Below are 25,928 nucleotides of genomic sequence, written 5' to 3'. Positions count from 1 at the left end.
CCGAATATCGGCCAGTAAAAAGGGGCCATCATGGCCCCTCGGGTCACAGCCACTCTCGCGGCGTGAGGTAATCGGTGTAGAGCAAGGCTTCAGGAGTGCCCGCTTCCGGCTGCCAGTCATACTCCCAACGTGCCAGCGGTGGCATCGACATCAGGATCGACTCGGTACGTCCGCCGGTCTGCAGCCCGAACAGGGTGCCACGGTCATACACCAGATTGAACTCCACATAGCGACCACGACGATAGAGCTGGAACTCCCGCTCCCGCTCGCCATAGGGCAGTGCCTTGCGTCGCTCGATGATCGGCAGGTAGGCCTCGAGATAGCCCCGACCTACCGCCTGCATAAAGGCAAAGCAGTCGGCAAAGGGCCAGCGATTCAGATCGTCGAAGAAGAGACCGCCCACCCCTCGCGTCTCGTTGCGGTGTTTGAGGAAGAAGTAGCGATCACACCAGGATTTGAACTCGGGGTAGATCTCATCACCAAAGGGCTGGCAGAGATCACGGGAGACCTGATGCCAGTGCTGCACATCCTCGGCAAACGGGTAGAAGGGCGTCAAATCGAAGCCACCGCCAAACCACCAAATGGGATCTTCGCCTTCCTTCTCGGCAATGAAGAAACGGACATTGGCGTGGCTGGTCGGCACATAGGGGTTGTGCGGATGGATCACCAGCGACACGCCCATCGCCTCGAACTTGCGACCGGCCAACTCGGGCCGATGGGCTGTAGCAGAGGCAGGCATGGCATCGCCATAGACATGGGAGAAATTGACGCCCCCCTGCTCGATCACTTCGCCGTGGCGCAGCACACGGGTGCGGCCACCGCCACCGCCTTCACGGCTCCAGGCATCTTCCACAAAGAGTCCACTGCCGTCGGCCTGCTCCAGACCACGGCAGATCTCGTCCTGCAACTGCAACAGGAAGGCCTTGACCTGGGCCACATCCGGTTTGCTCATCTTGTCTCCAGTCAGGCAGGATCGTGAACGCCCTGTCCATTTTTATAGTTAAATCAATCCACTGAGCTCACCGTTCAGCGGATTGATAGCAAATCATGACGTATCCGCCTGCTCAGGAGGGGCGAATAATGGCGCCGGTTCGGGCGTCCTTGATCTCGGAGGGGTTGGCTTGACCACCCACTTCACCGGGCAGGATATAGGCCAACTTGCTTGCCAGCCGCTCACCAATATCGGCCACCCGACGGGCAGGCTCCTCACCGGTCAGGTTGGCGCTGGTAGAAACCAGCGGCTTGCCAAAGGCACGACACAACGCCTGCACCTGAGGATGAGCCGTCACGCGTACCGCGAGGGTCTCGAACTGCCCGGTCAGCCAGGCCGGCGTCGTTGCACGGGCAGGCATGATCCAGGTAAAGGGGCCGGGCCAGCTGGCTTCAACCCGAGCCAGTTGTTCACCACTAAGTTGGCTCAGATCGATGTAATCCTGCAATTGCTCTACGTCGGCAGCAATCAGGATCAACCCCTTCTCAACCGGACGCTGCTTGATGGCCAGCAGTCGCTGCACCGCAACTTCGGAGTCGGGATCACATCCCAGACCAAACACGGCCTCGGTCGCATAAGCAATCACCCCTTCCTGCTGGAGGGCGGCAACCGCCTGTTCAAATTCATTTGGCATAGGAAAAATGCGGCAGCCTGGCTGCCGCCTCGTCACTTAGTAGCAAGTTGAATCCGTATGGCGGCGACCATGGCAAAGTGACGTGTTGCTGTTGCACAGGAAAAATACGACACATCCGGATCGCCACCCGTTCACTTACTTGAGTTGAGCCTGCAGGGCGGCATCCTTGGCCATCACCTCTTCGGCATTCTTCTGGCGTTCGGCCCGAACCTTGGCCGCCAGTTCATCATCGGCTACTGCCAGCATCTGGGCTGCCAGATAACCTGCGTTCTTGGCACCGGCTTTGCCGATCGCCACGGTCGCCACCGGTACACCACCCGGCATCTGCACGGTGGAGAGCAGCGCATCCAGCCCCTTGAGCGGGCCACCATCGATGGGTACCCCGATCACAGGACGAGTCGTGATGCCGGCTACGGCACCCGCCAGATGCGCCGCCAGACCGGCAGCACAGATAAAGACCTTGCAGCCACGGGCCTCGGCATCGGTCACATACTGATGAGTCGCAGCCGGCGTGCGGTGCGCGGAGGTGACTTTGACTTCCACTGCGATATCAAATGACTTGAGCACCTCGAGGGTGGTCTGCATCACGGGGAAATCAGAATCAGAGCCCATCAATACGGCAACAAAGGGTTTATTCATGGTGGGAATTTCCTTACTCCAAGTGGGGGGTTGAAGTTCACCGAAAACGTTTCAATCCGGTTGCGGCGGCGGGATTATACCTGCTCACTTTGGTGGCCGCATTTCTTTTGCGGACAGACCCAACGCAGAGTTCCCCTCACTTTTTTCTCGATCATGATGCCCCAGCCACACGCGGGACAAGGCATGGGGATCGGCTTGTCGTTCACCACATATTTGCAATGGGGATAGCCATCACAGGAGTAAAACTGCTTGCCGTAGCGGGAGGTGCGGCTCACCAGATGACCCTTGCCGCACTCGGGGCAGAGGATCTGGGTATCATCGCTCTCCTGCAGGGATTCGATGTGCTGACAGGCCGGATACTGGGTACAACCGACAAACAGACCGTAACGCCCCTTCTTGATCGCCAGCGGCTCTCCGCAATCGGGACAGGCAGAGCCTTCGAGCACCTTTTCGATGTCGCGGCCGGATGGCGTCAGGGAGCGTATGTAATCACAGGCAGGATAGGCAGAACAGCCAAGAAAGGGGCCATGTTTGCCCTGGCGGATCACCAGCTCGGCCCCGCACTGCGGGCACGGCTCGCGCTCGAAGGCATGTTCGTGGGCTGAAAAGAGGTGATGATCGATTTTTGACATGGGCCGCGCCTTGAAATCCAGATGGCCTGAATTCTACCAGCGCGGCACCGGACTGTCAGTGAATGACGCCGTCTGACTCATCAAACACCAGCTCTTCCATCTGCTGGTAGGCATTTTCACTGCCCGGTACGTTGAACAGCACCATCATGACGACCCACTTCAGGTCATCCAGCTCGATATCCGGCTTGTCCAGTTCGAGCAGACGCTCGATACAGATCTCGCGGGTTTCGGCATTCAGCACCTGGGCCTGTTCCAGAAAGAGCAGGAAGCCGCGGCACTCGGTGCTGAGGCGTGCCAGCTCTTGCGGAGCATAGATACGCATCGAGCCTTGCGCGCTGGCGGTGACATAGACCTCCCGCTCGCTATCGTGCAGATTGGCCAGTCGCTCCAGCCAGTCGAGTGCCTTGTCGATCTCTTCTTTATCGAAACCGGCCCGGCTCAACTCGTCGGTGAGCTCATCCTGCTCGACCATCACATCTGCATCGCTGTGGATGTAGGTCTCGAAAAGGTACATCAATACATCAAACATGATTCGCCCTCCTCGCTCTGACGTATCCACCGGCTACCGCCATCACTGCACCGGCCAGCTCCAGCTCTACCAACCTGCCCAATACCACTTCGACAGGAAGCTGGGCCCGCTCGGCAACGGTATCCACGCTCGTGGTCTCATAATCTACGTTATCCAACAAATCGGCATAAGGCAATTCGCTATTATGCGGTTGCTCAGATGGTATGACCGACGAATGTGGCCGTGCGACCCACTCTGGCAACTCTTCCACTATATCGGCCGCACTCAGCACAAGTTTGGCCCCCTGCTGAATTAATCTGTTGCACCCTATCGCCTGGGCATTTTGCGGGGCGCCGGGTACCGCAAACACTTCGCGCCCCTGTTCAAGCGCATAGCGAGCGGTGATCAGCGAACCGCTCTGCTCGGTCGCCTCCACCACCAGAGTTCCCAGCGACAGACCACTGATAATACGGTTGCGACGAGGAAAATGTTCAGCCAGCGGCCCTTTATCCGGCGCCAGCTCGGAGATAAGCAAACCACCGCTCTCCAGAATCTGGCCTGCCAGCCCCTGGTGGCGTTTGGGGTAGAGGCAATCCAGCCCGGAACCCAACACGGCAAGGGTGATACCGCCACCAGCCAGCGCTTGCTGATGGCAGACACCATCGATACCGAGCGCAAGGCCCGAGGTGATGGCCAGCCCGCATCCAACCAGCTCGCTACAAAGGCGGGAGGCATTATCTTTGCCTGCATAGGTAGGATGGCGTGTCCCCACCATTGCCAGCTGGGGTAGCGACAGCGCAGCAAGATCGCCACGACAGTAGAGCAACAGGGGTGCCGCGGGAATTTCCCGCAACAAGGGTGGATAAATCGGGTGATCTTGCGGAATAAGGAGATTGTCAGGCAAAGCGGCCCAAGCCAGGCTCTGCTCAACCACCGGCGAGGGCCAGCGCAGTTGTTTGATCTGCTCTGACGACAACCCCATACCATGCAGCTGCGCTTCATCGCTCTGGAACAGGGTCTCAATACTTCCCCCGGCCCGCTCCAACAGACGTGCAGCGGTCACCGGACCGATACCGGTGACCGCATCGAGAGTTAGCCAGAGCGCCAGACGTGCGTCGGGGTAGTTCACGTCAGAAGTGAGTGACCTGATAGCCCGCACTCACCATGTCGTTACTCTGCATGATGAGACCGTAACTCAGCTTGTCATACACCTTGAACAACATGACACGGGCAATCGCTTCAGAGGGCAGTGGTGCCTTCTTGTTGCTGCTGTAAAACACCCGGTTAAAAACCGACGAGAGCTCCTTGTACTGTACATCGCCATTCTTGGTGACCAGAGCAGCACCGGGCCGTCTGACATCCAGTACATCCCCGGCGACTAGCTGATCGCGGCCGCCCCGGTTGATCAGTACCACATCAAACTTGCCACCGCCCCGGGTCTTGTTCGGCAAATCGATGATATAGCCCGGTGTGATGGCAGGGGCCGCTTTCGGTGTGAAGACGGCGGGCATGTTCTCCTGAGCCGGCAGCGGCATCACCTTGTCGCCCTGCAGCACTTCGCGCTGGTTATGAGTCAGAGTCACCTCGGTCCGATCGCCATCAAGACGCGCCACGGCCCGCACCACACCGGCAAAGATCGCCTCCTGGCCCAGCAGTTCACCGGTTTCGCGATCCTTGTAGACCACTCCGGGGTGATAAATGCCATAAACCTGCCCCGGCGTCAGGGAGCCCTGCACATAGAGGGTGTCCCCCTCCAGCATGCCGATATGTTTCTGATCCGACCCCAGCAGATAGGGCAGGGTTTTCTGCTGCTGGCTGTCAGCCAGAATATGGTCGGTTTGCAGGAAGGGGCCGATCTCGCTGATAGGCAGGGTCGGAATGGGGTTGGCTTTGTTCTCGTAACGGGTTTTCGGGCCGAGACGGATAACTTGCTTGCCACCCTGCATCGCCTTGCCGAGCCGGGGTTCACCATTGACCCAGCTCAGATGCAGTACATCACCGGGGTAGATCCAGTGAGGATTGGCAATCTGCGGATTGATGTTCCAGAGACGGGGCCAGAGCCAGGGTTCGGAAAGATACTTGCCGGAGATATCCCACAGGGTGTCGCCTTTTTGCACTACATAGCTTTCGGGGTAACCCGCTTTCAGCCTCAGCTGATCGGCCAGTGCTGCCTGACTCACGGTCACCAGCAGGCAGGCGAGGATGGTTTGCTTCAGATACATAACACTCCCTGTTACTTCTGTACGCAAAGTGTTGCTGTTTTTTGTCGGCGTAAATGACTAGAATTACGCCAATATTGACTGCATTTATACGAAACTAAAGAAAAAACTATGGCCATTCTAGATGTATTGCGTTTTCCCGATGAGCGCCTGCGCACCGTTGCAGCCCCTGTCGAGACCTTTACACCCGAGTTACAACAGATTGTAGATGATATGTTCGAAACCATGTACGCGGAGGAAGGCATTGGCCTGGCCGCGACTCAGGTCGACATTCACCAGCGCATCATAGTGATCGATGTCTCTGAAAACCGTGAAGATCCTCTGGTATTGATCAATCCGGAGGTCATCGAACAGTGCGGCAGCACCGGCATTGAAGAGGGTTGCCTCTCCGTGCCCGGCAGCCGTGCTCTGGTGCCTCGCGCTGAACAGATCAAAATCCGCGCCCTGGATCGCAACGGCAAGCCATTCGAGCTGGAAGCCGATGATCTGCTCGCCATCTGCATCCAGCATGAGATGGATCATCTGGTCGGCAAGCTGTTTGTGGATTACTTGTCCCCGCTCAAGCGCCAGCGCATTCGCCAGAAGCTGGAAAAGATGGCCCGTGAAGATCGCAAAGTCCTCTGAGGATCTGCCCCATTGAATAAGCTGAAACTGATTTTTGCCGGTACTCCCGACTTCGCCGCCCGTCACCTGGCGGCGTTGTTGTCTTCCGACCACGAGGTCGTTGCCGTTTATACCCAGCCCGACAAGCCTGCTGGCCGTGGTCAGAAGCTCACCGCCAGCCCGGTCAAAGAGCTGGCACTGGCCCACAACCTGCCGGTTTACCAACCTGCCTCTCTGCGCAAGGAAGAGGCGCAAGCCGAGCTTGCTGCACTGGGTGCAGACCTGATGGTGGTGGTGGCCTATGGTCTGATCCTGCCCAAGGTGGTACTCGATACCCCGCGGCTGGGCTGCATCAACGTCCATGGCTCCCTGCTGCCCCGCTGGCGCGGTGCCGCACCAATCCAGCGCTCTATCTGGGCGGGCGATGCCGAAACTGGCGTCACCATCATGCAGATGGATGTGGGGCTGGATACCGGCGCCATGATCCGCAAAGTGACCTGCCCCATCGCCGCCGACGAGACTTCCGCCAGCCTCTATGACAAGCTGGCCGAGCTGGGCCCGCAGGCACTGGTCGACACCATCAATGCCATGGCCGCCGGTGAAACCGCTGCCGAGGCACAAGATGATGCGCTGGCCAACTACGCCGAGAAGCTCTCCAAGGAAGAGGCCCGCATCGACTGGTCGATGGAGGCGGTTGCCATCGAACGCTGCATCCGCTCGTTCAACCCCTGGCCCATCAGCTGGTTTGAAGTGGCTGACCAGACCGTCAAGGTATGGCAAGCCGCCGTCATTGACAGCGACCACGGCCAACCCGCCGGCACCCTGCTCAAGGCCGACAAGCAGGGGATCGACATCGCCACCGGCAAAGGGGTACTGCGCCTGCTGACCCTGCAACCGCCCGGCAAGAAGGCGATGTCCGTTGCGGATCTGCTCAACTCTCGCCGCGACTGGTTTGAACCCGGCACGCAATTGAATTGAACTGGATTGAATTGACACAAGCGGGGCCCAGGCCCCGACTTGCGCATCTAAGGTAACTCTATGAAAACACGTGCACAGGCCGCTCTCGTTATTCAACAGGTGCTGGATCAGGGTCAATCCCTCTCCGCTGTTCTGCCTGCTGCCCAGGAGAAGGTTGCGCCCCGTGATCGCGCTCTCCTGCAAGAACTCTGCTACGGTACCCTGCGCTGGCTGCCCCGCCTCGATGCGGCAGTCAACGAGATGATGGACAAGCCGCTCAAGAACAAGAGCCGCATTTTCCACTACCTCATCCTGGTCGGTCTCTATCAGCTCATCTACACCCGCATTCCGGCTCACGCCGCGGTGGCCGAGACCGTCAACGCCGTCAAACTGCTCAAGGGCACCTCCCTGCGTGGCCTCATCAACGGCGTGCTGCGCAACTTCCAGCGCAGCGCCGAAGTCATTCTGCTGCGTATCGACCGCGTTCCCAGCATTCGCCTCGGTCATCCGGAGTGGCTCACCAAGCGCCTGCGTCAGGCCTATCACGATGAGTGGGAATTCATCATGGAGGCGAACAACCAGCGTCCCCCCATGTGGATCCGCAACAACAGCCAGCGCCAGAGCCGCGATGCCATGCTGGCTCGCATGGCCGAAGCCGGCATCAATGCCGTGGCCGGTGAAGAGGGCGAGGATTGCATCCTGCTGGAGCGTCCTTGCGATGTGACCAAGCTGCCCGGCTTTGAAGTGGGTGACTGCTCGGTACAGGATGGTGCCGCACAACAGGCTGCCGCCCTGCTCGACCCGCAACCGGGTGAGTGGGTACTGGATGCCTGCGCGGCACCCGGTGGCAAGACTGCCCACCTGCTGGAGCGTCAGCCCAAGCTGGCTGGCGTGGTTGCCGTCGATGCCGACGAGAACCGCCTCAAGCGGGTGCAGGAGAACCTGGATCGCATCGGCCTGACCGCCAAAGTGATCCACGGCGATGCCGCGGCACCGGAACAGTGGTGGCCGGAGGGCCAGTTCGACCGCATCCTGCTGGATGCCCCCTGCTCAGCCACCGGCGTCATCCGTCGCCACCCCGACATCAAGTGGCTGCGCCGTGATCAGGACATTCGCGAGCTGGCCGAGCTGCAGCGCCGCATTCTCAATGCCCTCTGGGGCAAGCTGAAAAGCGGCGGCACCCTGCTCTACGCTACCTGCTCCGTCCTGCCGGAAGAGAACCGCGAACAGATCCGCGCCTTCCTTGCCGCGACCAAAGATGCCAAATTGGTACCGTTGCACGAACAGGACACCCCGGACTGCCCGGGTCGCCAGTTCCTGCCGGGTGAAGCCGAGATGGATGGCTTCTACTACGCCAAACTGGTCAAGCTCTGAGCCGGGCATGACAAACCTAATTCGGGAGAGCCGCCAGCTCCGTTCTGGCGCTCCCCTTTACAGCCTCAACGTGAGTAGACGTTCCCTATGAAAATCATCATTTTGGGAGCCGGCCAGGTCGGCGGCACCCTGGCCGAGAACCTGGCCGGGGAGAACAACGACATCACCATCGTCGATACCGACAGCGAACGCCTGCGCGAACTGCAGGACAAGTTTGACCTGCGGGTGGTCAACGGGCACGGCGCCCACCCAAAGGTGCTGCGTGAAGCGGGTGCTCAGGATGCCGACATGCTGGTCGCCGTCACCAACAGTGACGAGACCAACATGATCGCCTGTCAGGTGGCCTACTCCCTGTTCAACACCCCGAACAAGGTGGCGCGGATCCGCTCGCCAGCCTATCTGACCGAACGGGATCGCCTGTTCCTGCCGGAATCGGTACCGGTGGATCACCTGATCGCGCCGGAGCAGTTGGTGACCGACTATGTGCGTCGCCTAATCGAATATCCGGGCGCCCTGCAAGTGGTTGATTTTGCAGGTGGCCGCGTCGGTCTGGTGGCGGTCAAGGCCTACTACGGTGGCCCGCTGGTGGGTAATGCCCTCTCCACCCTGCGCGAGCACATGCCCAACATCGAAACTCGGGTAGCGGCCATCTTCCGTCAGGGCCGCCCGATCCGTCCGCAAGGCACCACCATCATCGAAGCGGATGACGAGGTCTTCTTCGTCGCCGCCGCGGGCCATATCCGTGCCGTGATGTCAGAGCTGCAGCGCCTAGAGAGCCCCTACCGGCGCATCATGATCGTCGGTGGCGGCAACATCGGCGCTGGTCTCGCCCGCCAGCTGGAGAAGCGCTACAGCGTCAAGCTCATCGAGCGCAATCAGAAGCGGGCGGAGCAGCTCTCCGAACTGCTGGAGAACACCATCGTCTTCTGCGGCGATGCGGCGGATCAGGAGCTGCTGGCCGAGGAGCACATCGACCAGATCGACGTCTTCATCGCAGTGACCAACGAGGATGAGGCCAACATCATGTCGGCGCTGCTCGCCAAGAAGATGGGCGCCAAGAAGACCATGGTGCTGATCCAGCGCGGCGCCTACGTCGATCTGGTGCAGGGTGGCTCTATCGATATCGCCATCTCGCCCCAGCAGGCCACCATCTCGGCCCTGCTGACACACGTGCGTCGGGCCGATATCGCCAACGTCTACAGCCTGCGCCGCGGCGCGGCCGAGGCGATCGAGGCGATTGCCCACGGTGACGAGAACACCTCCAAGGTGGTCGGCAAGACGGTGGGCGAGCTCAAGCTGCCGCCGGGCACCACCATAGGTGCCGTAGTACGCGGAGATGAGGTGCTGATCGCCCACGATCGCACCAAGATCCAGCAGGATGACCACGTGGTCATGTTCCTGGTGGACAAGAAGTACATCCCGGAAGTGGAGCGGCTGTTCCAGCCAAGCCCCTTCTTCCTGTAACGTCTTCATGCGCACAGGCTGTCAAACCAGACCCGGCTCAACTCCCCCAAGGGGATGGTCCGGGTCTTTTGTTAATCAACGACCAGGTTATCGAACATGATCAAGCTGCGTCCCATTATCTTCACCCTCGGGCTGGTGCTCTCCAAGCTGGCGCTCTTCATGTGGCTGCCCACCTTGCTGGCACTGCTCACCGGGTCAGAGGGATTTGTCGAGTTTCTCAAGTCCGTGCTGATCACCCACGGCGCCGCCCTGCTCTGCCTCCACTATGGTCGCAAGGCGGAGTTTCATCTGGGGGTGCGGGAGATGTTCCTGCTCACCACCTCGGTCTGGGTGGTGGCCTGCATCTTCGGCGCCCTGCCCTTTGTCTTCATCACCCACATCAACTTTACCGACGCCTACTTCGAGACCATGTCGGGGGTGACCACCACGGGCTCTACCGTGCTCTCCGGCCTCGACAACATGGCCCACAGCATCCTGTTGTGGCGATCCATCCTGCAGTGGCTGGGCGGGGTCGGCTTTATCGTGATGGCGGTTGCCGTACTCCCCTATCTCAACGTCGGCGGCATGAAGCTGTTCCAGACCGAGAGCTCGGACTGGTCGGATAAAAGTGCGCCACGGGCCAAGACGGTCGCCAACAACATTGTCGTGGTCTATCTGGTGCTCTCCATGCTCTGCTTCATGGCCTACTGGGCCAGCGGCATGAATATGTTCGAGGCGATCAACCACGCCATGACCACCCTCAGTACCGGCGGCTACTCCACCTCCGATCAATCCATGTCCCACTTCTCCAACTCGGCACACTGGATTGGTACCCTGTTCATGTTCCTTGGCGGCCTGCCCTTCCTGCTCTATGTGCAGAGCCTCAACCACAGGGACTACAGCCTGCTCAAGGATGCCCAGGTGCGCGGCTTCTTCTGGCTGGTGGTGTGGGTCACCGTCATCATGACCTTCTATCTGTGGGAGAGAGATCTGTTCGGCTTCTGGGATGCCCTGCGCATCAGCTGTTTCAACATCGTCTCGGTACTCACCACCACCGGCTATGGCCTTGGTGACTTCGGCACCTGGGGGCCGCTCGCCAGCATCGTCTTCATCGTGCTGCTGGCTCTTGGGGCCTGCTCTGGCTCCACTGCGGGCGGCCTCAAGATCTTCCGGGTACAGGTAGCCTTTGCCCTGTTCAAGAAGCAGATGCGCCAACTGATGCACCCTTCCGGCGTATTTCCCCAGAAGTACAACGGCCGGACGGTCAATGACGCCATCATCCGCTCGATGATCTCCTTCGTATTGGCCTACTTCGCCATCATTCTGGTGATAGCCGCACTGCTGGGCGCCATCGGGCTTGACCCCCTGACGGCCATATCCAGCTCCATCACCGCCGTTGCCAACGTTGGCCCGGGCATGGGCCCTGTGGTCGGCCCCAGCACCAACTTTGCCAGCCTGCCGGAATCGGCCAAATGGCTGCTGTCATTCGGCATGCTGCTGGGACGACTGGAGATCCTGACGGTCGCCGTGCTCTTCTTCCCCTCCTTCTGGCGCCAGTAATCCCTTACTGCAAGCCAGCAAAAGCCGCAGCGTTCACCCGCTGCGGCTTTTTTATCTCACCCATCCCCACGACCTTCGCTCAACGCTCATCAGTCCACTCATCATCCATTGCTGATGGCCTGAACGAGCTCATCAGGATGGCCAGAGCGGATCACAGGCATAAAAAAACGGACCCAAACCAGAGGTTTGGGTCCGTTTATCAGTGAACCGTCAGCGGCCACGAAGGCTGCCGAGACTCAGCACATGGGCATTAACCACGGCCAGAGCGCTTGCGATCCAGCTCGGTCAGCAATTTCTTGCGGATACGGATGTTCTTCGGAGTCACTTCTACCAGTTCGTCGTTGTCGATGAACTCGAGAGCCTGTTCCAGAGTCATGCGGATCGGCGGAGTCAGCACTTGAGCTTCGTCAGTACCGGAGGCACGCATGTTGGTCAGCTGTTTGCCTTTCAGGCAGTTAACAGTCAGGTCGTTGGAACGGGAGTGAATACCGATCACCTGGCCTTCGTACACTTCGGTCGCGTGACCGATGAACAGACGACCACGGTCTTGCAGACCGAACAGGGCGTAGGTCAGAGCCTTACCGGTTGCGTTGGAGATCAGCACGCCGTTCTGACGCTCGCCGATGCTGCCACCCTTGTGCGGACCGTAGTGGTCGAAGGTGTGGTACAGCAGACCGGTACCTGAGGTCATGGTCATGAACTCGGTCTGGAAGCCGATCAGGCCACGGCTCGGGATCATGAAGTCCAGACGGACACGACCCTTGCCATCCGGGGTCATGTTGGTCATTTCGCCTTTACGCAGACCCAGTTGCTCCATCACGGAACCCTGGTGCGCTTCTTCAACGTCCACAGTTACGGTTTCGAACGGTTCTTGCAGTTCGCCGTCAACGGTACGCAGGATTACTTCCGGACGGGACACCGCCAGTTCGTAACCTTCGCGACGCATGTTTTCGATCAGGATGGAGAGGTGCAGCTCACCACGGCCGGATACACGGAACTTGTCCGGATCATCAGTCTCTTCCACGCGCAGGGCCACGTTGTGGACCAGCTCCTGGTTCAGACGCTCCAGAATGTTACGGGAGGTCACGAACTTGCCCTCTTTACCAGCAAACGGTGAGGTGTTGACCTGGAAGGTCATGTTCACGGTCGGCTCGTCAACGGAGAGCGGCGGCAGGGCTTCAACGGCACCGTTATCACAGATGGTGTCGGAGATTTTCAGCTCGCCCAGACCGGTGATAGCGATGATGTCACCCGCTTGCGCGTCGGTAACTTCAGTACGGGACAGACCCAGGTAACCCAGCACCTGACCGACTTTACCGTTACGGGTCTTGCCGTCAGCACCAACGATGGTGACTTGCTGGTTGGTCTTGACGCGACCACGAGTGATACGGCCGATACCGATAACGCCCACGTAGGAGTTGTAGTCCAGCTGGGAGATCTGCATCTGGAAACCACCTTCGGCATCAGCCTTCGGCGCTTCAACGTTGTCAACGATGGCCTGGAACAGCGGCTCCATGTTCTCGGACTCGACGTCCTGATCCATGGTGGCCCAACCGTTCAGAGCAGAGGCGTAAACAACTTTGAAATCCAGCTGTTCGTCAGTTGCGCCCAGGTTGTCGAACAGGTCGAATACCTGATCCATTACCCAGTCAGGACGAGCACCCGGACGGTCAACCTTGTTGATGACCACGATCGGCTTCAGACCCTGAGCGAACGCTTTCTGAGTCACGAAACGGGTTTGCGGCATCGGGCCGTCTACGGCGTCAACCAGCAGCAGCACGGAGTCAACCATGGACAGTACGCGCTCTACTTCACCACCGAAGTCGGCGTGACCCGGGGTATCAACGATGTTGATGCGGTAGTCATTCCAGCGGATCGCAGTGTTCTTGGCGAGAATGGTGATGCCACGTTCCCGTTCCAGATCATTGGAGTCCATGATCCGTTCCTGGCCTTCCGTGGAGCGGTCCAGGGTGCCGGACTGCTGCAGCAGCTTATCAACCAGAGTCGTTTTGCCGTGGTCAACGTGCGCAATAATCGCAATATTGCGTAAATTCTCTAACATTCTCGCCTCAATCACCGGGTAAAATTGGGCGCTAATTGTACTCTTGCCTTTGTGATCTGCCTAGCAGAATTGCAGTACATTCGCGCATAACAACAGATCTGGATCATAGACCTCTCTGACAAACCCTGCTTAGATGGGCGGTGACCGTATTTCGCGCACCATTACAGTGCACCAAAACGATCCACCATCGCACTAAATTGATGCAACGCGAGTCGAGATCGCCTGATTTTGGGGAGCCTCTTCAGCGAGATTGCCCTGAAATCAAGCTGTCACAAACTTGGCACGATACTGGCTTATGTGAATACGACGACGCATTCACCCAGAGAGTTTTAACACCGGAGGTTACTTAGCATGTCAGCCCAGAACGTTTTGGCCCTGATCCAGGAACACGAAGTCAAGTTTGTTGATCTGCGCTTTACCGACACCAAGGGTAAAGAGCAGCATGTATCCATCCCTGCTCACCAGGTTGATGAAGATTTCTTCGAAGACGGCAAGATGTTCGATGGTTCCTCCATCGGCGGCTGGAAGGGCATCAACGAATCCGACATGGTACTGATGCCGGACGCAGCCTCCGCCAAGCTGGACCCGTTCACCGAAGAGACCACCCTGAACATCGTTTGTGACGTGCTGGAGCCTGCCACCATGCAGGGCTATGACCGCGATCCGCGCTCCATCGCCAAACGTGCAGAAGATTTCCTGAAGTCCAGCGGCATTGCTGACACCGTGCTGTTCGGGCCGGAGCCGGAATTCTTCATGTTCGACAACATTACTTTCTCCAACACCATGGGCCACAGCTTCGTGAAAATCGAATCTGAAGAAGCCGCATGGAACTCCGGCACTGCCTATGAGCATGGCAACAAGGGTCACCGTCCGTTCGTGAAAGGCGGTTACTTCCCGGTTGCACCGGTCGACTCCTCCCAGGATATCCGCGCCGCCATGTGTCTGGTGCTGGAAGAGATGGGCCAGGTCGTTGAAGCTCACCACCACGAAGTGGCTACTGCCGGTCAGAACGAAATCGCTACCCGCTTCAACACTCTTACGCTGAAAGCTGACGAAGTGCAGGTACTGAAGTACGTGATCCACAACGTGGCCCACGCTTACAACAAGACCGTGACCTTCATGCCGAAACCCATGTTCGGTGACAACGGCTCCGGCATGCACTGCCACCAGTCTCTGGCCAAGAACGGCGTCAACCTGTTCGCTGGTGACCTGTACGGCGGTCTGTCCGAGATGGCTCTGCACTACATCGGCGGTATCATCAAGCACGCCAAGGCCATCAACGCCTTCGCCAACCCGACCACCAACTCTTACAAGCGTCTGGTTCCGGGTTATGAAGCACCGGTCATGCTGGCCTACTCTGCCCGCAACCGCTCTGCCTCCATCCGTATCCCGGTGGTACCGAGCCCGAAAGCCCGCCGTATCGAAGTGCGCTTCCCGGATCCGGCTGCCAACCCGTACCTGGCCTTCGCAGCCCAGCTGATGGCCGGTCTGGACGGTATCATCAACAAGATCCATCCGGGCGATGCCATGGACAAGAACTTGTACGACCTGCCGCCGGAAGAAGCCGCAGAAGTGCCGACCGTTGCCGGTTCTCTGGACGAAGCCCTGGCCGCTCTGGATGCTGACCGCGAGTTCCTGACCCGTGGCGGCGTGTTCAGCGATGACTTCATCAACTCCTATCTGGAACTGAAACAGCAGGATGTTGACCGTGTGCGCATGACCCCGCACCCGCTGGAGTTCGAACTGTACTACTCCGTCTAAGTCTCAGCAGACTGGCCGTTTAAATCAGGTCAGCTTGCTTAATCGTGACAAAACCCGCCATCTGGCGGGTTTTTTCTCTGATAGGATTAAGCAAAATACCGTCAAGGAGAGATGGATGAACAACAAGCATGGCATAGGGGTGCTCAGCCTCCTGTTGCTGACCTCGTTCGGTACGGATGCGGCCAAGGTCTACTCCTGGGTCGATGGCAATGGCATCACCCACTACTCGGATGCGCCACCACCCGGCAAAAACGCCAAAGAGGTCGATCTGCGGGTCGCCCCGCTGCTGGGCAGCAGCGCGCCCAGATCGGTGCAGGTGGATAACTTCAACAGCCTGACCGGCGCCGATGCCAAGAAAGAGAAAGAGGCGGCCAAGCTGACCATCGAACTGCTCTCCCCGGAACAGGGCAGCACCCTGCGCGACAACACAGGCAACATCGTCTTTCAGGGCACCATCAGCCCCAAACCTCCGACCCAGTATGATGTGCGCCTGACCCTGGATGGCAAAGCCGCCCCCATCGTCAGCAACAGCCTCTCTGTCCGGGTCGAAAACGTCGATCGCGGCGCCCACGAGGCTCAGCTCGAGCTGCTCGCTAAAGACGGTACGATCCTTGCTAAATCCAGTGCAGTCACCTTTTACCTGCATAGAGCGAGCGTGACGCCGGCTCCCAAACCCACCCCCAAAGCCGACTAGGGGTGATATAGCGCACCGATGCGGGTAAACTCTATGCACCATATCGGTGCATAACAGGTGTGTAGCACCGTTTTAGGGAGAAACCTGTGCCAACCCGCTCGGACAACGCCAAAACACTCTTGGATAATTTGCTGACCGCCGTGATCCTGATGGATGAGCGGCTCTGCATCCAGTTCGTCAACCCGGCGGCTGAACAGCTGCTCTCCCTCAGTGAACGCAGGCTGATCGGCATCGAACTGCCCCATCTGCTGGAACATATCTCCCTCGATTTGCAGCGGCTCAAGCAGTGCCTCGTGTCAGGGCAAGGCTTTACCGATAGCGAAGTGACTCTGGTGGTAGAGGGAGAACCGCGACTGGTGGAGCTGAGCGCCACCCCGATGGCCGACCACGAACAGCGTCTGCTGGTGGTGGAGCTGCGCAAGATCGACCAGCAGAAGAAGATCAGTCAGGAGCAGCAGCAACATGCCCAACAGCTGGCGGCCAAGGAGCTGGTGCGCGGGCTGGCCCACGAAATCAAGAATCCCCTCGGCGGCCTGCGCGGCGCGGCGCAGCTGCTGCAAAAAGAGCTGCCGGATCCGGCGCTGCGCGAATATACCGGCATCATCATCGAACAGGCCGACCGGCTGCGGGTACTGGTCGATCGGCTGCTCGGCCCCCAGCGCCCCGGCCGTCACCAGATGCACAATGTCCATTCGGTGCTGGAGCAGGTACGCCGACTGGTGGAGCTCGAACTCCCTCCCTCTGTTCACATCGAGCGGGATTACGACCCCAGCATCCCCGAATTCGAGATGGAGCCGGATCAGCTGCAGCAGGCGTTTCTCAACATAGTGCGCAATGCCGCCGAAGCACTGGGCGATCAGACCGGGCTTATCCGCATCAAGACCCGCACCGCGTTCCAGATCACCATCCACGGCCAGCGTTACCGGCTGGCAGCGGAGATCAAGATCATCGACAACGGCCCCGGCATTCCCGATGCCATTCGCGACACCCTGTTCTACCCCATGATCACCGGCAAGGAGGGGGGCACCGGGCTCGGCCTCTCCATCGCCCAGAACCTGATCGACCAGCACAAGGGGCGGATCGACTGCATCAGCTGGCCGGGTCACACCGAATTCACCATTTTTCTACCGCTTCGCAAGTAAGGGAACCCCATGACCGCCAAAGTGTGGATCGTCGATGACGACAGTTCTATCCGCTGGGTGCTGGAGCGCACTCTCGGCAGCGAAGGCTTCAACTGCGAGAGCTTTGCCGATGGCGAAGCCCTGCTGCACGCCCTTGAGCTGCGCTCGCCCGATGTGATCCTCTCCGATATCCGGATGCCGGGCATCGACGGCCTGAGCCTGCTGGAGCAGATCCACCGCCGTCAGGCCGATCTGCCCATCATCATCATGACCGCCCACTCGGATCTCGACAGCGCGGTCAACGCCTACCAGCGTGGCGCCTTCGAGTACCTGCCCAAACCGTTCGACATCGACGAAGCAGTGACCCTAGTGCGACGCGCCGAGAATCACCTCAAGGAGCAGCGCACCAAGCGCAAGTCTCGCCAGCAAGAGGCGACAGCCACCCCGGAGATCATCGGTGAGGCACCGGCGATGCAGGAGGTGTTTCGCGCCATCGGCCGCCTGTCGCGCTCCAGCATCTCGGTGCTGATCAACGGCCAGAGCGGTACCGGCAAGGAGCTGGTCGCCCATGCGCTGCACAAGCACAGCCCGCGTGCTCACAAGAACTTTATCGCCCTCAACATGGCGGCTATCCCCAAAGATCTCATCGAATCTGAGCTGTTCGGTCACGAGAAAGGGGCCTTCACCGGCGCCAACAACATCCGCCATGGCCGCTTCGAGCAGGCCGACGGCGGCACCCTGTTTCTCGACGAGATCGGCGACATGCCGCTGGATGTTCAGACCCGGCTGCTGCGGGTCTTGGCCGATGGCCAGTTCTACCGGGTCGGCGGCCACCAGCCGGTGCAGGTGGATGTACGGATCATCGCCGCCACCCACCAGAATCTGGAGAAACGGGTCGCCGATGGCGAGTTTCGCGAGGATCTGTTCCACCGCCTCAACGTCATCCGCATCCACATCCCCGCTCTCAAGGAGCGCCGTGAGGATATTCCCCAGCTGGCCCGTCACTTCCTGTTGCGCGCCGCCAAAGAGCTGAATGTGGAGGCCAAGAGCCTGCACCCCGATACCCAGGCCTATATCAGCCGCCTGCCCTGGCCGGGCAACGTGCGCCAGCTGGAGAACGTCTGCCGCTGGCTTACCGTGATGGCTTCGGGGCAAGAAGTGCTGGTCGGCGACCTGCCTGCCGAGCTGCTCACCCCCATCACCCACAACGCCGAACCGGGTCAACCGGCGTTGCCCGGTTGCTGGCAACAACAGTTGCAAGAGTGGGTGGCCAGCAAGTTGGCGCTGGGAGAGACAGACATCCTGGCCGATGCCATGCCCCAGTTCGAGCGGATCATGCTGGAGACGGCGCTGGAACACACCCATGGACACAAGCAGGAGGCCGCCCGCCTGCTCGGTTGGGGTCGCAACACCCTCACCCGCAAGCTGAAGGAACTCGATCTCTCCTGAGTCCCGGGGAAAAACGATTCCCATCACGCCCTGACAAATCACCGCCCGCCAGAACCCCGTTTAACCATAAACGGGGTATCTTTTTTGAAAGCCCCGCCTAGAATGGCAGGCTTTCAAACCTGACTCGACGAGGGCGCCCCCATGATTGACAGATCTCTCCCCCTGACCGACCTGCACCGCCATCTGGACGGCAACATCCGCCCGCAAACCATCCTCGAGCTGGGTCGCCAACACAATATCCAGCTACCCGCCTTTGAGCTGGAAGCGCTGCGCCCCCACGTACAGATCGTCGAAAACGAGCCGAGTCTGGTTGCCTTCCTGAAGAAGCTGGACTGGGGCGTGGCCGTGCTGGCTGACTATGACGCCTGCCGCCGGGTTGCCTACGAGAACGTGGAAGATCTGCTGCGCGCCGGTATCGACTATGCAGAACTGCGTTTCAGTCCGGCCTATATGGCGATGGCCCACAAGCTGCACCCGCAGGGCGTGGTGGAAGCCATCATCGACGGCGTGGCCGCGGGCAGCCGTGACTTCGGCATCAAGACCAACCTGATCGGCATCATGAGCCGCACCTTCGGCACCGAGCAGTGCAATCAGGAGCTGGCCGCCTGCTTGGCTCACCGCGACAAGCTGGTCGCCATCGATCTGGCCGGTGACGAACTGGGTTTCCCGGGCGAACTCTTTGTCGACCACTTCCGCAAGGTGCGCGATGCAGGCATGCGCGTCACCGTACACGCCGGTGAAGCCGCTGGCCCCGAGAGCATGTGGCAGGCCATTCGCGAGCTGGGCGCCGAGCGTATCGGCCACGGCGTCAAAGCGATTCAGGATCCGGCCCTGATGGCCTATCTGGCCGAACACCGCATCGGCATCGAATCCTGCCTCACCTCCAACGTTCAGACCACCACGGTAGCGAGCCTGACCGAGCACCCGATCCGCCAGTTCCTGGCCGCTGGAGTGCTGGCCTGCCTCAACACCGACGATCCGGCGGTGGAAGGGATCGACCTACCCCACGAATATGAAGTGGCCGCCCCAGCCGCCGGCATGACCGCGAGCGAAATCCGCACCGCCCAGCGGAACGGCCTGACCCTGGCCTTCCTGAGCGATAGCGAGAAAGCCGAACTGAGCGCCCGCGCAGCCAGCCGCTGATCCACACCGGCACTGCAAATAGAAACGGCCCACTTCGGTGGGCCGTTTGCTTTGCGGATTTCTGAAGATGTGTAAGCACTGGGCCAGCAGGCAGATAGCAAAAGGCCCAAACCGGGTTTGGGCCTTTTGCTGATGGCTGTAAGGGGAAAAACTACTCCCGCTCCTTGTCACGCTCCAGCGCCCGCTCCACCAGCGGCTCGGGCAGGCTCTTGGTCACCTCCACCCCCAACTCGCGGAAACGCTCGACCTGCGCGATCAGGTTGCCACGGCCGTTGACCAGCCGTCCCATTGCCTTGTCGTAGCTCTCCTGCGCCTTGTGCAGGCTGCCGCCCATCTGCTGCATCTCCTCGACAAACAGTCGCAGCTTCTCGTAGAGGCGACCGGCCCGCTCGGCAATCTGGCGGGCATTCTGGTTCTGCCGCTCGTAGCGCCACAGGTTCTCGATGGTGCGCAGCGCCACCATCAGGTTGGTGGGGCTCACCAGCAGGATGTTGTTGTCGAGACCGTAACGCACCAGCGAGGCATCGGCCTCCATCGCGGTAAGGAAGGCGGGCTCTACCGCCACGAACATCAGCACATAGTCGAGGGTGCGCACCCCGGGCAACTGCTGGTAATCCTTGCGGCCCAGCTCGCGGATATGGTTGCGCACCGAGGCGACGTGCTCCTTGAGCGCCACCGCCTTCTCCAGCTCGTCATCGGCGTTGTACCAGCGTTCGTAGGCGGTCAGCGACACCTTGGCGTCGATGATGATGTCCTTCTCCTGCGGCAGGTGGACAATCACGTCGGGCTGGTAGCGCTTGCCCTTCTCCACCTCGATATTGACCTGGGTGTGGTACTCGTGACCCTCGCGCAGGCCGCATTCGCTGAGGATCCGCGCCAGCACCACCTCGCCCCAGTTACCCTGCTGCTTGCTGTCACCCTTGAGGGCGCGGGTCAGCGCCGCCGCCTCTTCGGTCATGCGGGCGTTGAGCTCGGCGAGGCGCTCCAGCTCGAACTTGAGACTGTGGCGCTGGGCCGTCTCCTGGGCGTGGGTCTCCCCCACCTGACGGCGAAAACCCTCGAGCTGCTCCTTGAGCGGTGTGAGCAGCAGATCGAGGCTGTTCTGGTTCAATTCGCGGAAGTTACCGGAGTTTTGCTCGAAGATCCGGTTGGCGAGATTCTCGAACTGCTGGCTGAGGCGCTGCTCCGCCTCCTGTTGCAGTTGCAGCTTCTCGGCGGCGGCCAACCGTTCGCTGCGCAGGGTCGCTTCCGCATCCTTGAGGCGGGCGGTGAGCTTGATCAGCAGGGTCTGCTGCTGATCCAGCTTCTGCTGGCCCTGCATCCGCTCATCCTGCAACTCGTCGAAGCGATCCTGCAACGCTTGATGCCGCTCCTGCGCCAGCATCAGCTCCTGAGCCTGCGCCGTGGCGGTACGCCGCCCGATCAGCCAGCCAAGCCCGAGGGCCAGCACGGCGGCGGGCAACAAGATCCCCCAGAGTCCGGAGTCAATCATTTGCGGCTCCGCTGACGCAGGAAGAGTTCGAGATAGCGGTTAACCAGGATCCAGAGCACCACGTAGATGAGGTAGGCGGCGAGCACCACCCACTTGTGGGTGTTGACGCCGGTATCGAGCTCGGCGAACTCGATATCCTTGATGCGGCAGTAGGCCCACATCAGCAGGGGAAAGACATAGAGCAGGGACGCACGCCAGAGAAATAGCCACATATGATTTCATTCAACCACGTAAAAAGACCCGCCTAGCTTACACAAGGGCAACTGCGCTTGCGATCCTGACGGCCGCTATTCTCTGGCCTGCTTCCCGAAACTTCGATAAAATTAACCCCTAATAGGTATCAGGGGCGAGCATGACTCACTATTTCCTCCGTTGGCTGACACAAGGTTGGCAAGCTTCCCGCAAGCCCGCCGTGGTTTGCCATGAAGCGCGCCCGCCATGGGCCATCGAGGAGTCCCAGTACCTCTCCCTCTGCACCCGTTGTGGCGAGTGTTTCAAGGCCTGCCCGCGCGGTCTGCTCAAACCGGCCACCCAGGAGGAGTACGAGGGGAGCCCCATCGCTGGCACGCCGGTGCTCGATCTCGCCTGCGGCCAGTGCAGCTACTGCGGCAGCTGCGCCAGAGCCTGTCCCACCGGTGCCCTCGACCTTCAACTGGGCCGTCAGGTGCAGACCCGGGTGCAGATTGAAGAGAGCTGTCAGGCACGGCAGGGCTTCTACTGCCTGCTCTGTGAAGATGCCTGCCCACAACAGGCGATCAAGGCCACCGCCGACGGCATCAACGTCAATATGGATGCCTGCAATGGCTGCGGTGCCTGTGGCCTCGCCTGCCTGCACGGCGCCATTACCCTGATCCGCCAGCCAGGCAGTCGTTAAAAACCACCTGCGTACAAAAGCAAAAGGGGCCATCAGGCCCCTTTCACATCTTGTTCGATATCCACGCCCCGTCAGGCCATGGTCACAATAGTCTCTTGCTCGATACCCAGCAGGTGGCAGAGACGGTTCGGATCGCGCACCGCATCAGCCAGAGTGTACTCACCCAGCACTTCGAGGAAGGCGTTCATGGCGCGGCGCAGAATGCCCTGAATGCGGCAACCACCGGAGAGACGGCAGTTCTCGCGCTTGCAATCGACCGGACAGAGCACATGCTCCATGTCCATCACCACATCCCGCAGGTTAATGGAGACCGCTGAGCGACCGAGGCGGATGCCACCGTGCTTGCCGCGTACCGTCTCGATATACCCCTTGATGCCAAGCTGGTGCACAATTTTGACCACGTGGTTGCGAGAGATGCCGAAGGTATCGGCCACTTCGGTGATGGTCGACAGACGATCCCCCGGCTGAACCGCCAGGAAGGTCAGGGTACGCAGGGCGTAGTCGGTAAATCGTGTCAGTTGCATGGTCGCACTTGCCTCTTACTACAAGCCAGGAATCAGGACGACAACATTGAGCTAAGAGGCAGGAGACAACCGGTTGGCCTCTGTTTGCCCATTGGTTTGCCAGAGGGGGGCCTGTCTCTTAATCTGAGTTGCGGAGTGACAGGTTAAGAGCAGCACAACCGGGTGTCGATGAAGATGCACATAAATCGACACTTTCTTTGATTGATCGCAAACTTGCCGGGTTAGCCCGGCGTTTGCCCGCTTTATGGCGGGTAAATCTACCGAATAGTCCCCCTCGCCAAGCCCCTTCGACCAGCGGCCATATGGCCCGCAAACCGCCCCTCAATCGACCGTCAAAGAGGTGGTTCAGTGGGGCTGTTTCAGCCAGTTTTTCAGCGCAACCGAGGGGATGGAGCTCTCGGAGGCGACGGCAAACGCCCCCCAGTCCACCGCACACTGCAACGCATCCTTGATGGCCATGCCCCGCGCCAATCCGTGTATCAATCCGCCAGCGAAAGCATCCCCAGCCCCCGTAGTATCGACCACAGATACTGGCCGGGCGGCAACCCGGATCTGCTCATCGCCGTGGATGGCCACTGCGCCCGCCTTTCCTTCGGTCAGCACCAGCCATTCGAGCTGCTCTCCCGCCAGCTGGCGGGCATGTTGCCAAGGGTCGCTCACCTCGCCGAGATCGGAGCGGGAGGCCACCAGCACATGACAGGGACGGCGCGCTTGGCCGCCCTTGGGATACTGGGCCACCACGAAGCTCTTGCCGAGCATCTGGCGCATGTAGCTGATGATGGCGGTGCCGGGATAGTTCACATAGAGGCAGTCGATCCCCTCCAGCGGCAGATCGCCGGGCAGATCGGGGCGCCGTGGGCGGCGCAGTATGGTGCGCTCGCCAGTGGAGTCCACCAGGATCAGCAGCTCGCCGGTCTCGCCGCCAAAGCGCTCCACATGGCTGCAATCCAGCCCGTAACCGGCCGCCTGCTCCAGCAGCCAGTCGCCGGTCTCGTCCAGCCCGATACGGGAAGCAATGGTCACCTCGTGGCCCGCCCACACCAGCCCTATGCCGGTATTGGCGGCGCCACCGCCGAGCCTGCGCCCCTGATCCACATATTGCAGCCGTGCCCCCGCCACCAGCGGTTCGGAGAGGGAGAGCACATGATCACAGTTGAGATTGGCAAGCAGCAGAATGCGGGACATAGAGACCTCGGACGATGGAGATAGCCCAAAAGAGACAGGCTGAACCCCGAGTAGAGCCCAGCCTGACAGAAGAGACAACCGGCAGCGATCGGGAATCCGATCGGGATCAATAGATGGGCAGCTCTACCCCGGCCAGCAGCTCGTCGATGCGAGCCTGAGTCGGCTGCTGCATCACGCTCTGGATCACCTCCTTGGTGAGGTGAGGTGAGAATGAGCTGATGAAGTCATACATGTAGTTCTGCAGCAGGATGCTCTTGCTGAAGCAGATCTGCGCCGGGCAGGGCTTGAACAGGTGCTCCAGATTGATGGAGACCAGCCCCGGTGCATCTGTGTCATTGGCGACCAGCGAGGAGATGATGCCGATGCCAAAACCCAGCTCCACGTAGCGCTTGATCACCCCGGCGTCCATTACCGTCATGTAGTAGCTCGGGGTGAGACCGGCGGCATGGAACACCTCGTCCTGCACCTGACGGCCGGTTGCGCCACTCTCGTAGCTGAGGATCGGGTAGTGGCAGAGCTGCTCCAGGGTCGGCTTCTTCACCTTGGCCAGCGGGTGATCCTGCGGCACCACCAGAGAGAGAGTCCAGAGGTAGGCGGGCAGCGCGATCAGCTCCTTGTCGAAGCCAATCTCGTGGGCAACGATGGAGAAATCGGAGTAACCCTTGCTGATCTGCTCCTTGCTCGCCGACATCACCGGATGGAGGTGGAACGAGATCTTGGGATACTTCTTGGTGAAGTAGGTGACCGACTTGGGCAGCAGATAGCGGGCGATGGTGTGGGTGGTGTGAATATTAAGGGTGCCCACGGTCGGGTCCAGATATTCGCGGGAGATCGCCTTGATCTTGCTCTCGATGTTGAGCATCGCCTCGGCACACTTGATGATCTCCTCCCCCACAGGGGTGATGCGGTGCAAATGCTTGCCACGGCGCTCGAAGATCCGCACTCCCAGCTCGCTCTCCAGCAGGCCAATCTGTTTGCTGACCCCCGGCTGACTGGTGAAGAGCGCATCAGAAGCCACGGACACATTGAGGTTGTGGTCCCGGATCGCGATCAAATACTTCAATTGCTGTAGTTTCAAGGCGTCACACTCTCACACTGGTTTGGCTCAGACAGGTTTGGCTCAGGCCGGGACGGCAATCAAGCCAGACAAACAGGCCGCCACATGGGCGGCCAGTGTACCATCCGATCCCGACATCTCAGCGCTTGATCCTTCATTTTGCTACAAAATCTAGCATCCGAAGGGGTGGCTGACAAACCGGGCTCAGGCCGCGCCAGCCCGCAGCGGCAAGATCCCCAGAAACTGCAGCAGCCACTGCATCATGGTCGCCGAATCCACCTCCCCCTCCAGCGAGGAGAGGCTGCTCTGGTAGCGCTCGTCGGGCAACAGGCCGCGGCGTCGCTCGATCAGCGCCCGGTTGTACTCCACCGAAAATTCCGGATGTCCCTGAATGGCCACTATGTTGTTCCCCTGCAGGAACATGAAGTTGGGACAAAAATCGTTGCCCGCCAGTCGGGTCGCCCCCGGCGGCAGCAGGGCCACCTGATCCTGATGGCTGGCCAGAATGCGGATCTGATCCCGCGCTGGCGCCATCCAGGGCTCATCTGCCAGCATGGGATGCACCGACACTCCCAGCCCCCATCCCTTGGTGGACTTCACCACCTCTCCGCCCAGCGCTTGGGCGATCACCTGATGACCGAAGCAGACACCGGCCAGCTTGACGTCGGCATCGTGCGCCTGACGGATCCACGCCCGCAGCGCCTGGATCCAGGGGATATCGCTGTAAGCATCGTGGCGCGAGCCTGTGATGAGCCAGGCATCGCACTCGTGCAGATCCTCCGGCAGCTCCCCATCGAGAGCCGACCAGACCCGAAATTCCAGTTCGGGGGCCAGGGCCGCAAAGCCCCTGATAAACATCTCGGAGTAAACGGGGCCAAAACGATCCGCCAGATCGGGATCGAGCCGGTCACAATCGAGAATTCCCAATCGCATCTGTTGTTCCTTTACAGAGTTCGCCCCCGCCAATCATTGACCGGCGGGGGCAAGAGGTTAGGCCATGAACACG

25 protein-coding genes are annotated in these 25,928 nt (G+C 60.0%); 11 read left to right on the top strand and 14 right to left on the bottom strand.

All coding sequences use genetic code 11. From position 1 onward, the window contains the following. Window positions 1-43 precede the first annotated feature (43 nt). From hemF to ACTG1K_RS03960, 7 genes are all read right to left on the bottom strand, one after another. Entirely contained in the window at window positions 44-952 is a 909-nt protein-coding gene (hemF, locus tag ACTG1K_RS03990; protein ID WP_335862994.1) for an oxygen-dependent coproporphyrinogen oxidase, read from the bottom strand. Window positions 953-1,064: 112 nt separating this feature from the next. Continuing rightward, window positions 1,065-1,625: a Sua5/YciO/YrdC/YwlC family protein gene (locus ACTG1K_RS03985; RefSeq protein WP_005356244.1), complete on the bottom strand. Its 561-nt coding sequence runs from the start codon at window positions 1,623-1,625 to the stop codon at window positions 1,065-1,067. 135 nt (window positions 1,626-1,760) lie between these two features. Next, window positions 1,761-2,264: a 5-(carboxyamino)imidazole ribonucleotide mutase gene (purE, locus tag ACTG1K_RS03980; RefSeq protein WP_005339704.1), complete on the bottom strand. Its 504-nt coding sequence runs from the start codon at window positions 2,262-2,264 to the stop codon at window positions 1,761-1,763. 74 nt (window positions 2,265-2,338) lie between these two features. Continuing rightward, entirely contained in the window at window positions 2,339-2,896 is a 558-nt protein-coding gene (locus ACTG1K_RS03975) for a DNA topoisomerase family protein (RefSeq protein WP_181223191.1), read from the bottom strand. A 55-nt stretch (window positions 2,897-2,951) separates the two neighbouring features. Then, a complete protein-coding gene (locus tag ACTG1K_RS03970; protein WP_005339699.1) occupies window positions 2,952-3,425 on the bottom strand; it encodes a DUF494 family protein in 474 nt (157 codons plus the stop codon). Next, window positions 3,418-4,533, bottom strand: coding sequence for a DNA-processing protein DprA (dprA, locus tag ACTG1K_RS03965; protein ID WP_440004846.1), 1,116 nt, complete (start codon window positions 4,531-4,533; stop codon window positions 3,418-3,420). Before dprA ends, ACTG1K_RS03970 begins: the two co-directional genes overlap by 8 nt. A gap of 1 nt (window position 4,534) precedes the next feature. Beyond that, window positions 4,535-5,626 (bottom strand): LysM peptidoglycan-binding domain-containing protein, encoded by a 1,092-nt coding sequence (locus ACTG1K_RS03960; protein WP_005339696.1) that lies wholly within the window; start codon window positions 5,624-5,626, stop codon window positions 4,535-4,537. A 108-nt stretch (window positions 5,627-5,734) separates the two neighbouring features. On the opposite strand from ACTG1K_RS03960, the gene def reads away from it, so the two are divergent. The 5 genes from def to ACTG1K_RS03935 all read left to right on the top strand — a co-directional run bounded on the left by def (window position 5,735) and on the right by ACTG1K_RS03935 (window position 11,560). Further along, window positions 5,735-6,247 carry a peptide deformylase gene (gene def, locus ACTG1K_RS03955; protein ID WP_005357510.1) on the top strand — a complete coding sequence of 171 codons (513 nt, stop codon included), beginning with the start codon at window positions 5,735-5,737 and terminating at the stop codon, window positions 6,245-6,247. Window positions 6,248-6,259: 12 nt separating this feature from the next. Beyond that, window positions 6,260-7,204: a methionyl-tRNA formyltransferase gene (gene fmt, locus ACTG1K_RS03950; RefSeq protein WP_164537344.1), complete on the top strand. Its 945-nt coding sequence runs from the start codon at window positions 6,260-6,262 to the stop codon at window positions 7,202-7,204. Window positions 7,205-7,264: 60 nt separating this feature from the next. Further along, window positions 7,265-8,557, top strand: a complete 1,293-nt coding sequence (rsmB, locus tag ACTG1K_RS03945) for a 16S rRNA (cytosine(967)-C(5))-methyltransferase RsmB (RefSeq protein ID WP_005356215.1) — start codon at window positions 7,265-7,267, stop codon at window positions 8,555-8,557. Between the two features lie 87 nt (window positions 8,558-8,644). Further along, on the top strand, window positions 8,645-10,021 hold the full coding sequence (gene trkA, locus ACTG1K_RS03940) for a Trk system potassium transporter TrkA (RefSeq protein WP_005339689.1): 1,377 nt from the start codon (window positions 8,645-8,647) through the stop codon (window positions 10,019-10,021). 96 nt (window positions 10,022-10,117) lie between these two features. Beyond that, a complete protein-coding gene (locus ACTG1K_RS03935; protein ID WP_440004845.1) occupies window positions 10,118-11,560 on the top strand; it encodes a TrkH family potassium uptake protein in 1,443 nt (480 codons plus the stop codon). 250 nt (window positions 11,561-11,810) lie between these two features. Here the strand turns inward: ACTG1K_RS03935 and typA are convergent, their stop codons facing one another. Continuing rightward, on the bottom strand, window positions 11,811-13,622 hold the full coding sequence (typA, locus tag ACTG1K_RS03930) for a translational GTPase TypA (protein WP_058056236.1): 1,812 nt from the start codon (window positions 13,620-13,622) through the stop codon (window positions 11,811-11,813). A gap of 351 nt (window positions 13,623-13,973) precedes the next feature. Here typA and glnA point away from each other — a divergent pair, with 351 nt between their 5' ends. The 5 genes from glnA to add all read left to right on the top strand — a co-directional run bounded on the left by glnA (window position 13,974) and on the right by add (window position 19,790). Further along, window positions 13,974-15,383 (top strand): glutamate--ammonia ligase, encoded by a 1,410-nt coding sequence (gene glnA, locus ACTG1K_RS03925; protein ID WP_005339672.1) that lies wholly within the window; start codon window positions 13,974-13,976, stop codon window positions 15,381-15,383. A 115-nt stretch (window positions 15,384-15,498) separates the two neighbouring features. Next, window positions 15,499-16,077, top strand: coding sequence for a DUF4124 domain-containing protein (locus tag ACTG1K_RS03920; protein WP_005339670.1), 579 nt, complete (start codon window positions 15,499-15,501; stop codon window positions 16,075-16,077). Between the two features lie 86 nt (window positions 16,078-16,163). Continuing rightward, entirely contained in the window at window positions 16,164-17,219 is a 1,056-nt protein-coding gene (gene glnL / locus ACTG1K_RS03915) for a nitrogen regulation protein NR(II) (protein ID WP_019445772.1), read from the top strand. Between the two features lie 9 nt (window positions 17,220-17,228). Continuing rightward, window positions 17,229-18,647, top strand: a complete 1,419-nt coding sequence (gene glnG, locus ACTG1K_RS03910) for a nitrogen regulation protein NR(I) (protein WP_005339666.1) — start codon at window positions 17,229-17,231, stop codon at window positions 18,645-18,647. A 141-nt stretch (window positions 18,648-18,788) separates the two neighbouring features. Beyond that, complete coding sequence (add, locus tag ACTG1K_RS03905) at window positions 18,789-19,790, top strand: adenosine deaminase (protein WP_440004844.1); 1,002 nt, start codon at window positions 18,789-18,791, stop codon at window positions 19,788-19,790. A 151-nt stretch (window positions 19,791-19,941) separates the two neighbouring features. Here add and rmuC read toward each other — a convergent pair whose 3' ends face one another. Both rmuC and ACTG1K_RS03895 read right to left on the bottom strand, forming a co-directional pair. Continuing rightward, the gene (rmuC, locus tag ACTG1K_RS03900) at window positions 19,942-21,282 is read right to left on the bottom strand and encodes a DNA recombination protein RmuC (protein WP_421296476.1); all 1,341 of its coding nucleotides are present in this window, start codon (window positions 21,280-21,282) and stop codon (window positions 19,942-19,944) included. Next, window positions 21,279-21,494: a hypothetical protein gene (locus tag ACTG1K_RS03895; RefSeq protein WP_005339659.1), complete on the bottom strand. Its 216-nt coding sequence runs from the start codon at window positions 21,492-21,494 to the stop codon at window positions 21,279-21,281. Before ACTG1K_RS03895 ends, rmuC begins: the two co-directional genes overlap by 4 nt. 140 nt (window positions 21,495-21,634) lie before the next feature. Between ACTG1K_RS03895 and ACTG1K_RS03890 the strand changes: the two genes are divergently transcribed. Then, a complete protein-coding gene (locus ACTG1K_RS03890; RefSeq protein WP_005339657.1) occupies window positions 21,635-22,156 on the top strand; it encodes a ferredoxin-type protein NapF in 522 nt (173 codons plus the stop codon). A 71-nt stretch (window positions 22,157-22,227) separates the two neighbouring features. Here the strand turns inward: ACTG1K_RS03890 and ACTG1K_RS03885 are convergent, their stop codons facing one another. From ACTG1K_RS03885 to ACTG1K_RS03870, 4 genes are all read right to left on the bottom strand, one after another. After that, window positions 22,228-22,680, bottom strand: a complete 453-nt coding sequence (locus ACTG1K_RS03885) for an Rrf2 family transcriptional regulator (protein WP_005339654.1) — start codon at window positions 22,678-22,680, stop codon at window positions 22,228-22,230. 345 nt (window positions 22,681-23,025) lie between these two features. Beyond that, complete coding sequence (locus ACTG1K_RS03880) at window positions 23,026-23,865, bottom strand: PfkB family carbohydrate kinase (protein ID WP_042079777.1); 840 nt, start codon at window positions 23,863-23,865, stop codon at window positions 23,026-23,028. Window positions 23,866-23,971: 106 nt separating this feature from the next. Then, on the bottom strand, window positions 23,972-24,943 hold the full coding sequence (locus ACTG1K_RS03875; protein ID WP_033135376.1) for a LysR substrate-binding domain-containing protein: 972 nt from the start codon (window positions 24,941-24,943) through the stop codon (window positions 23,972-23,974). A gap of 183 nt (window positions 24,944-25,126) precedes the next feature. After that, window positions 25,127-25,855: a glutamine amidotransferase-related protein gene (locus ACTG1K_RS03870; protein WP_069527013.1), complete on the bottom strand. Its 729-nt coding sequence runs from the start codon at window positions 25,853-25,855 to the stop codon at window positions 25,127-25,129. Between the last annotated feature and the right edge of the window lie 73 nt (window positions 25,856-25,928).

The organism is Aeromonas sp. 102P (genome assembly GCF_051920345.1).
GTDB lineage: Bacteria > Pseudomonadota > Gammaproteobacteria > Enterobacterales > Aeromonadaceae > Aeromonas > Aeromonas veronii.
Note: the sequence above shows the minus strand (reverse complement) of the source record. Positions and strands in the feature narration are given on the sequence as shown.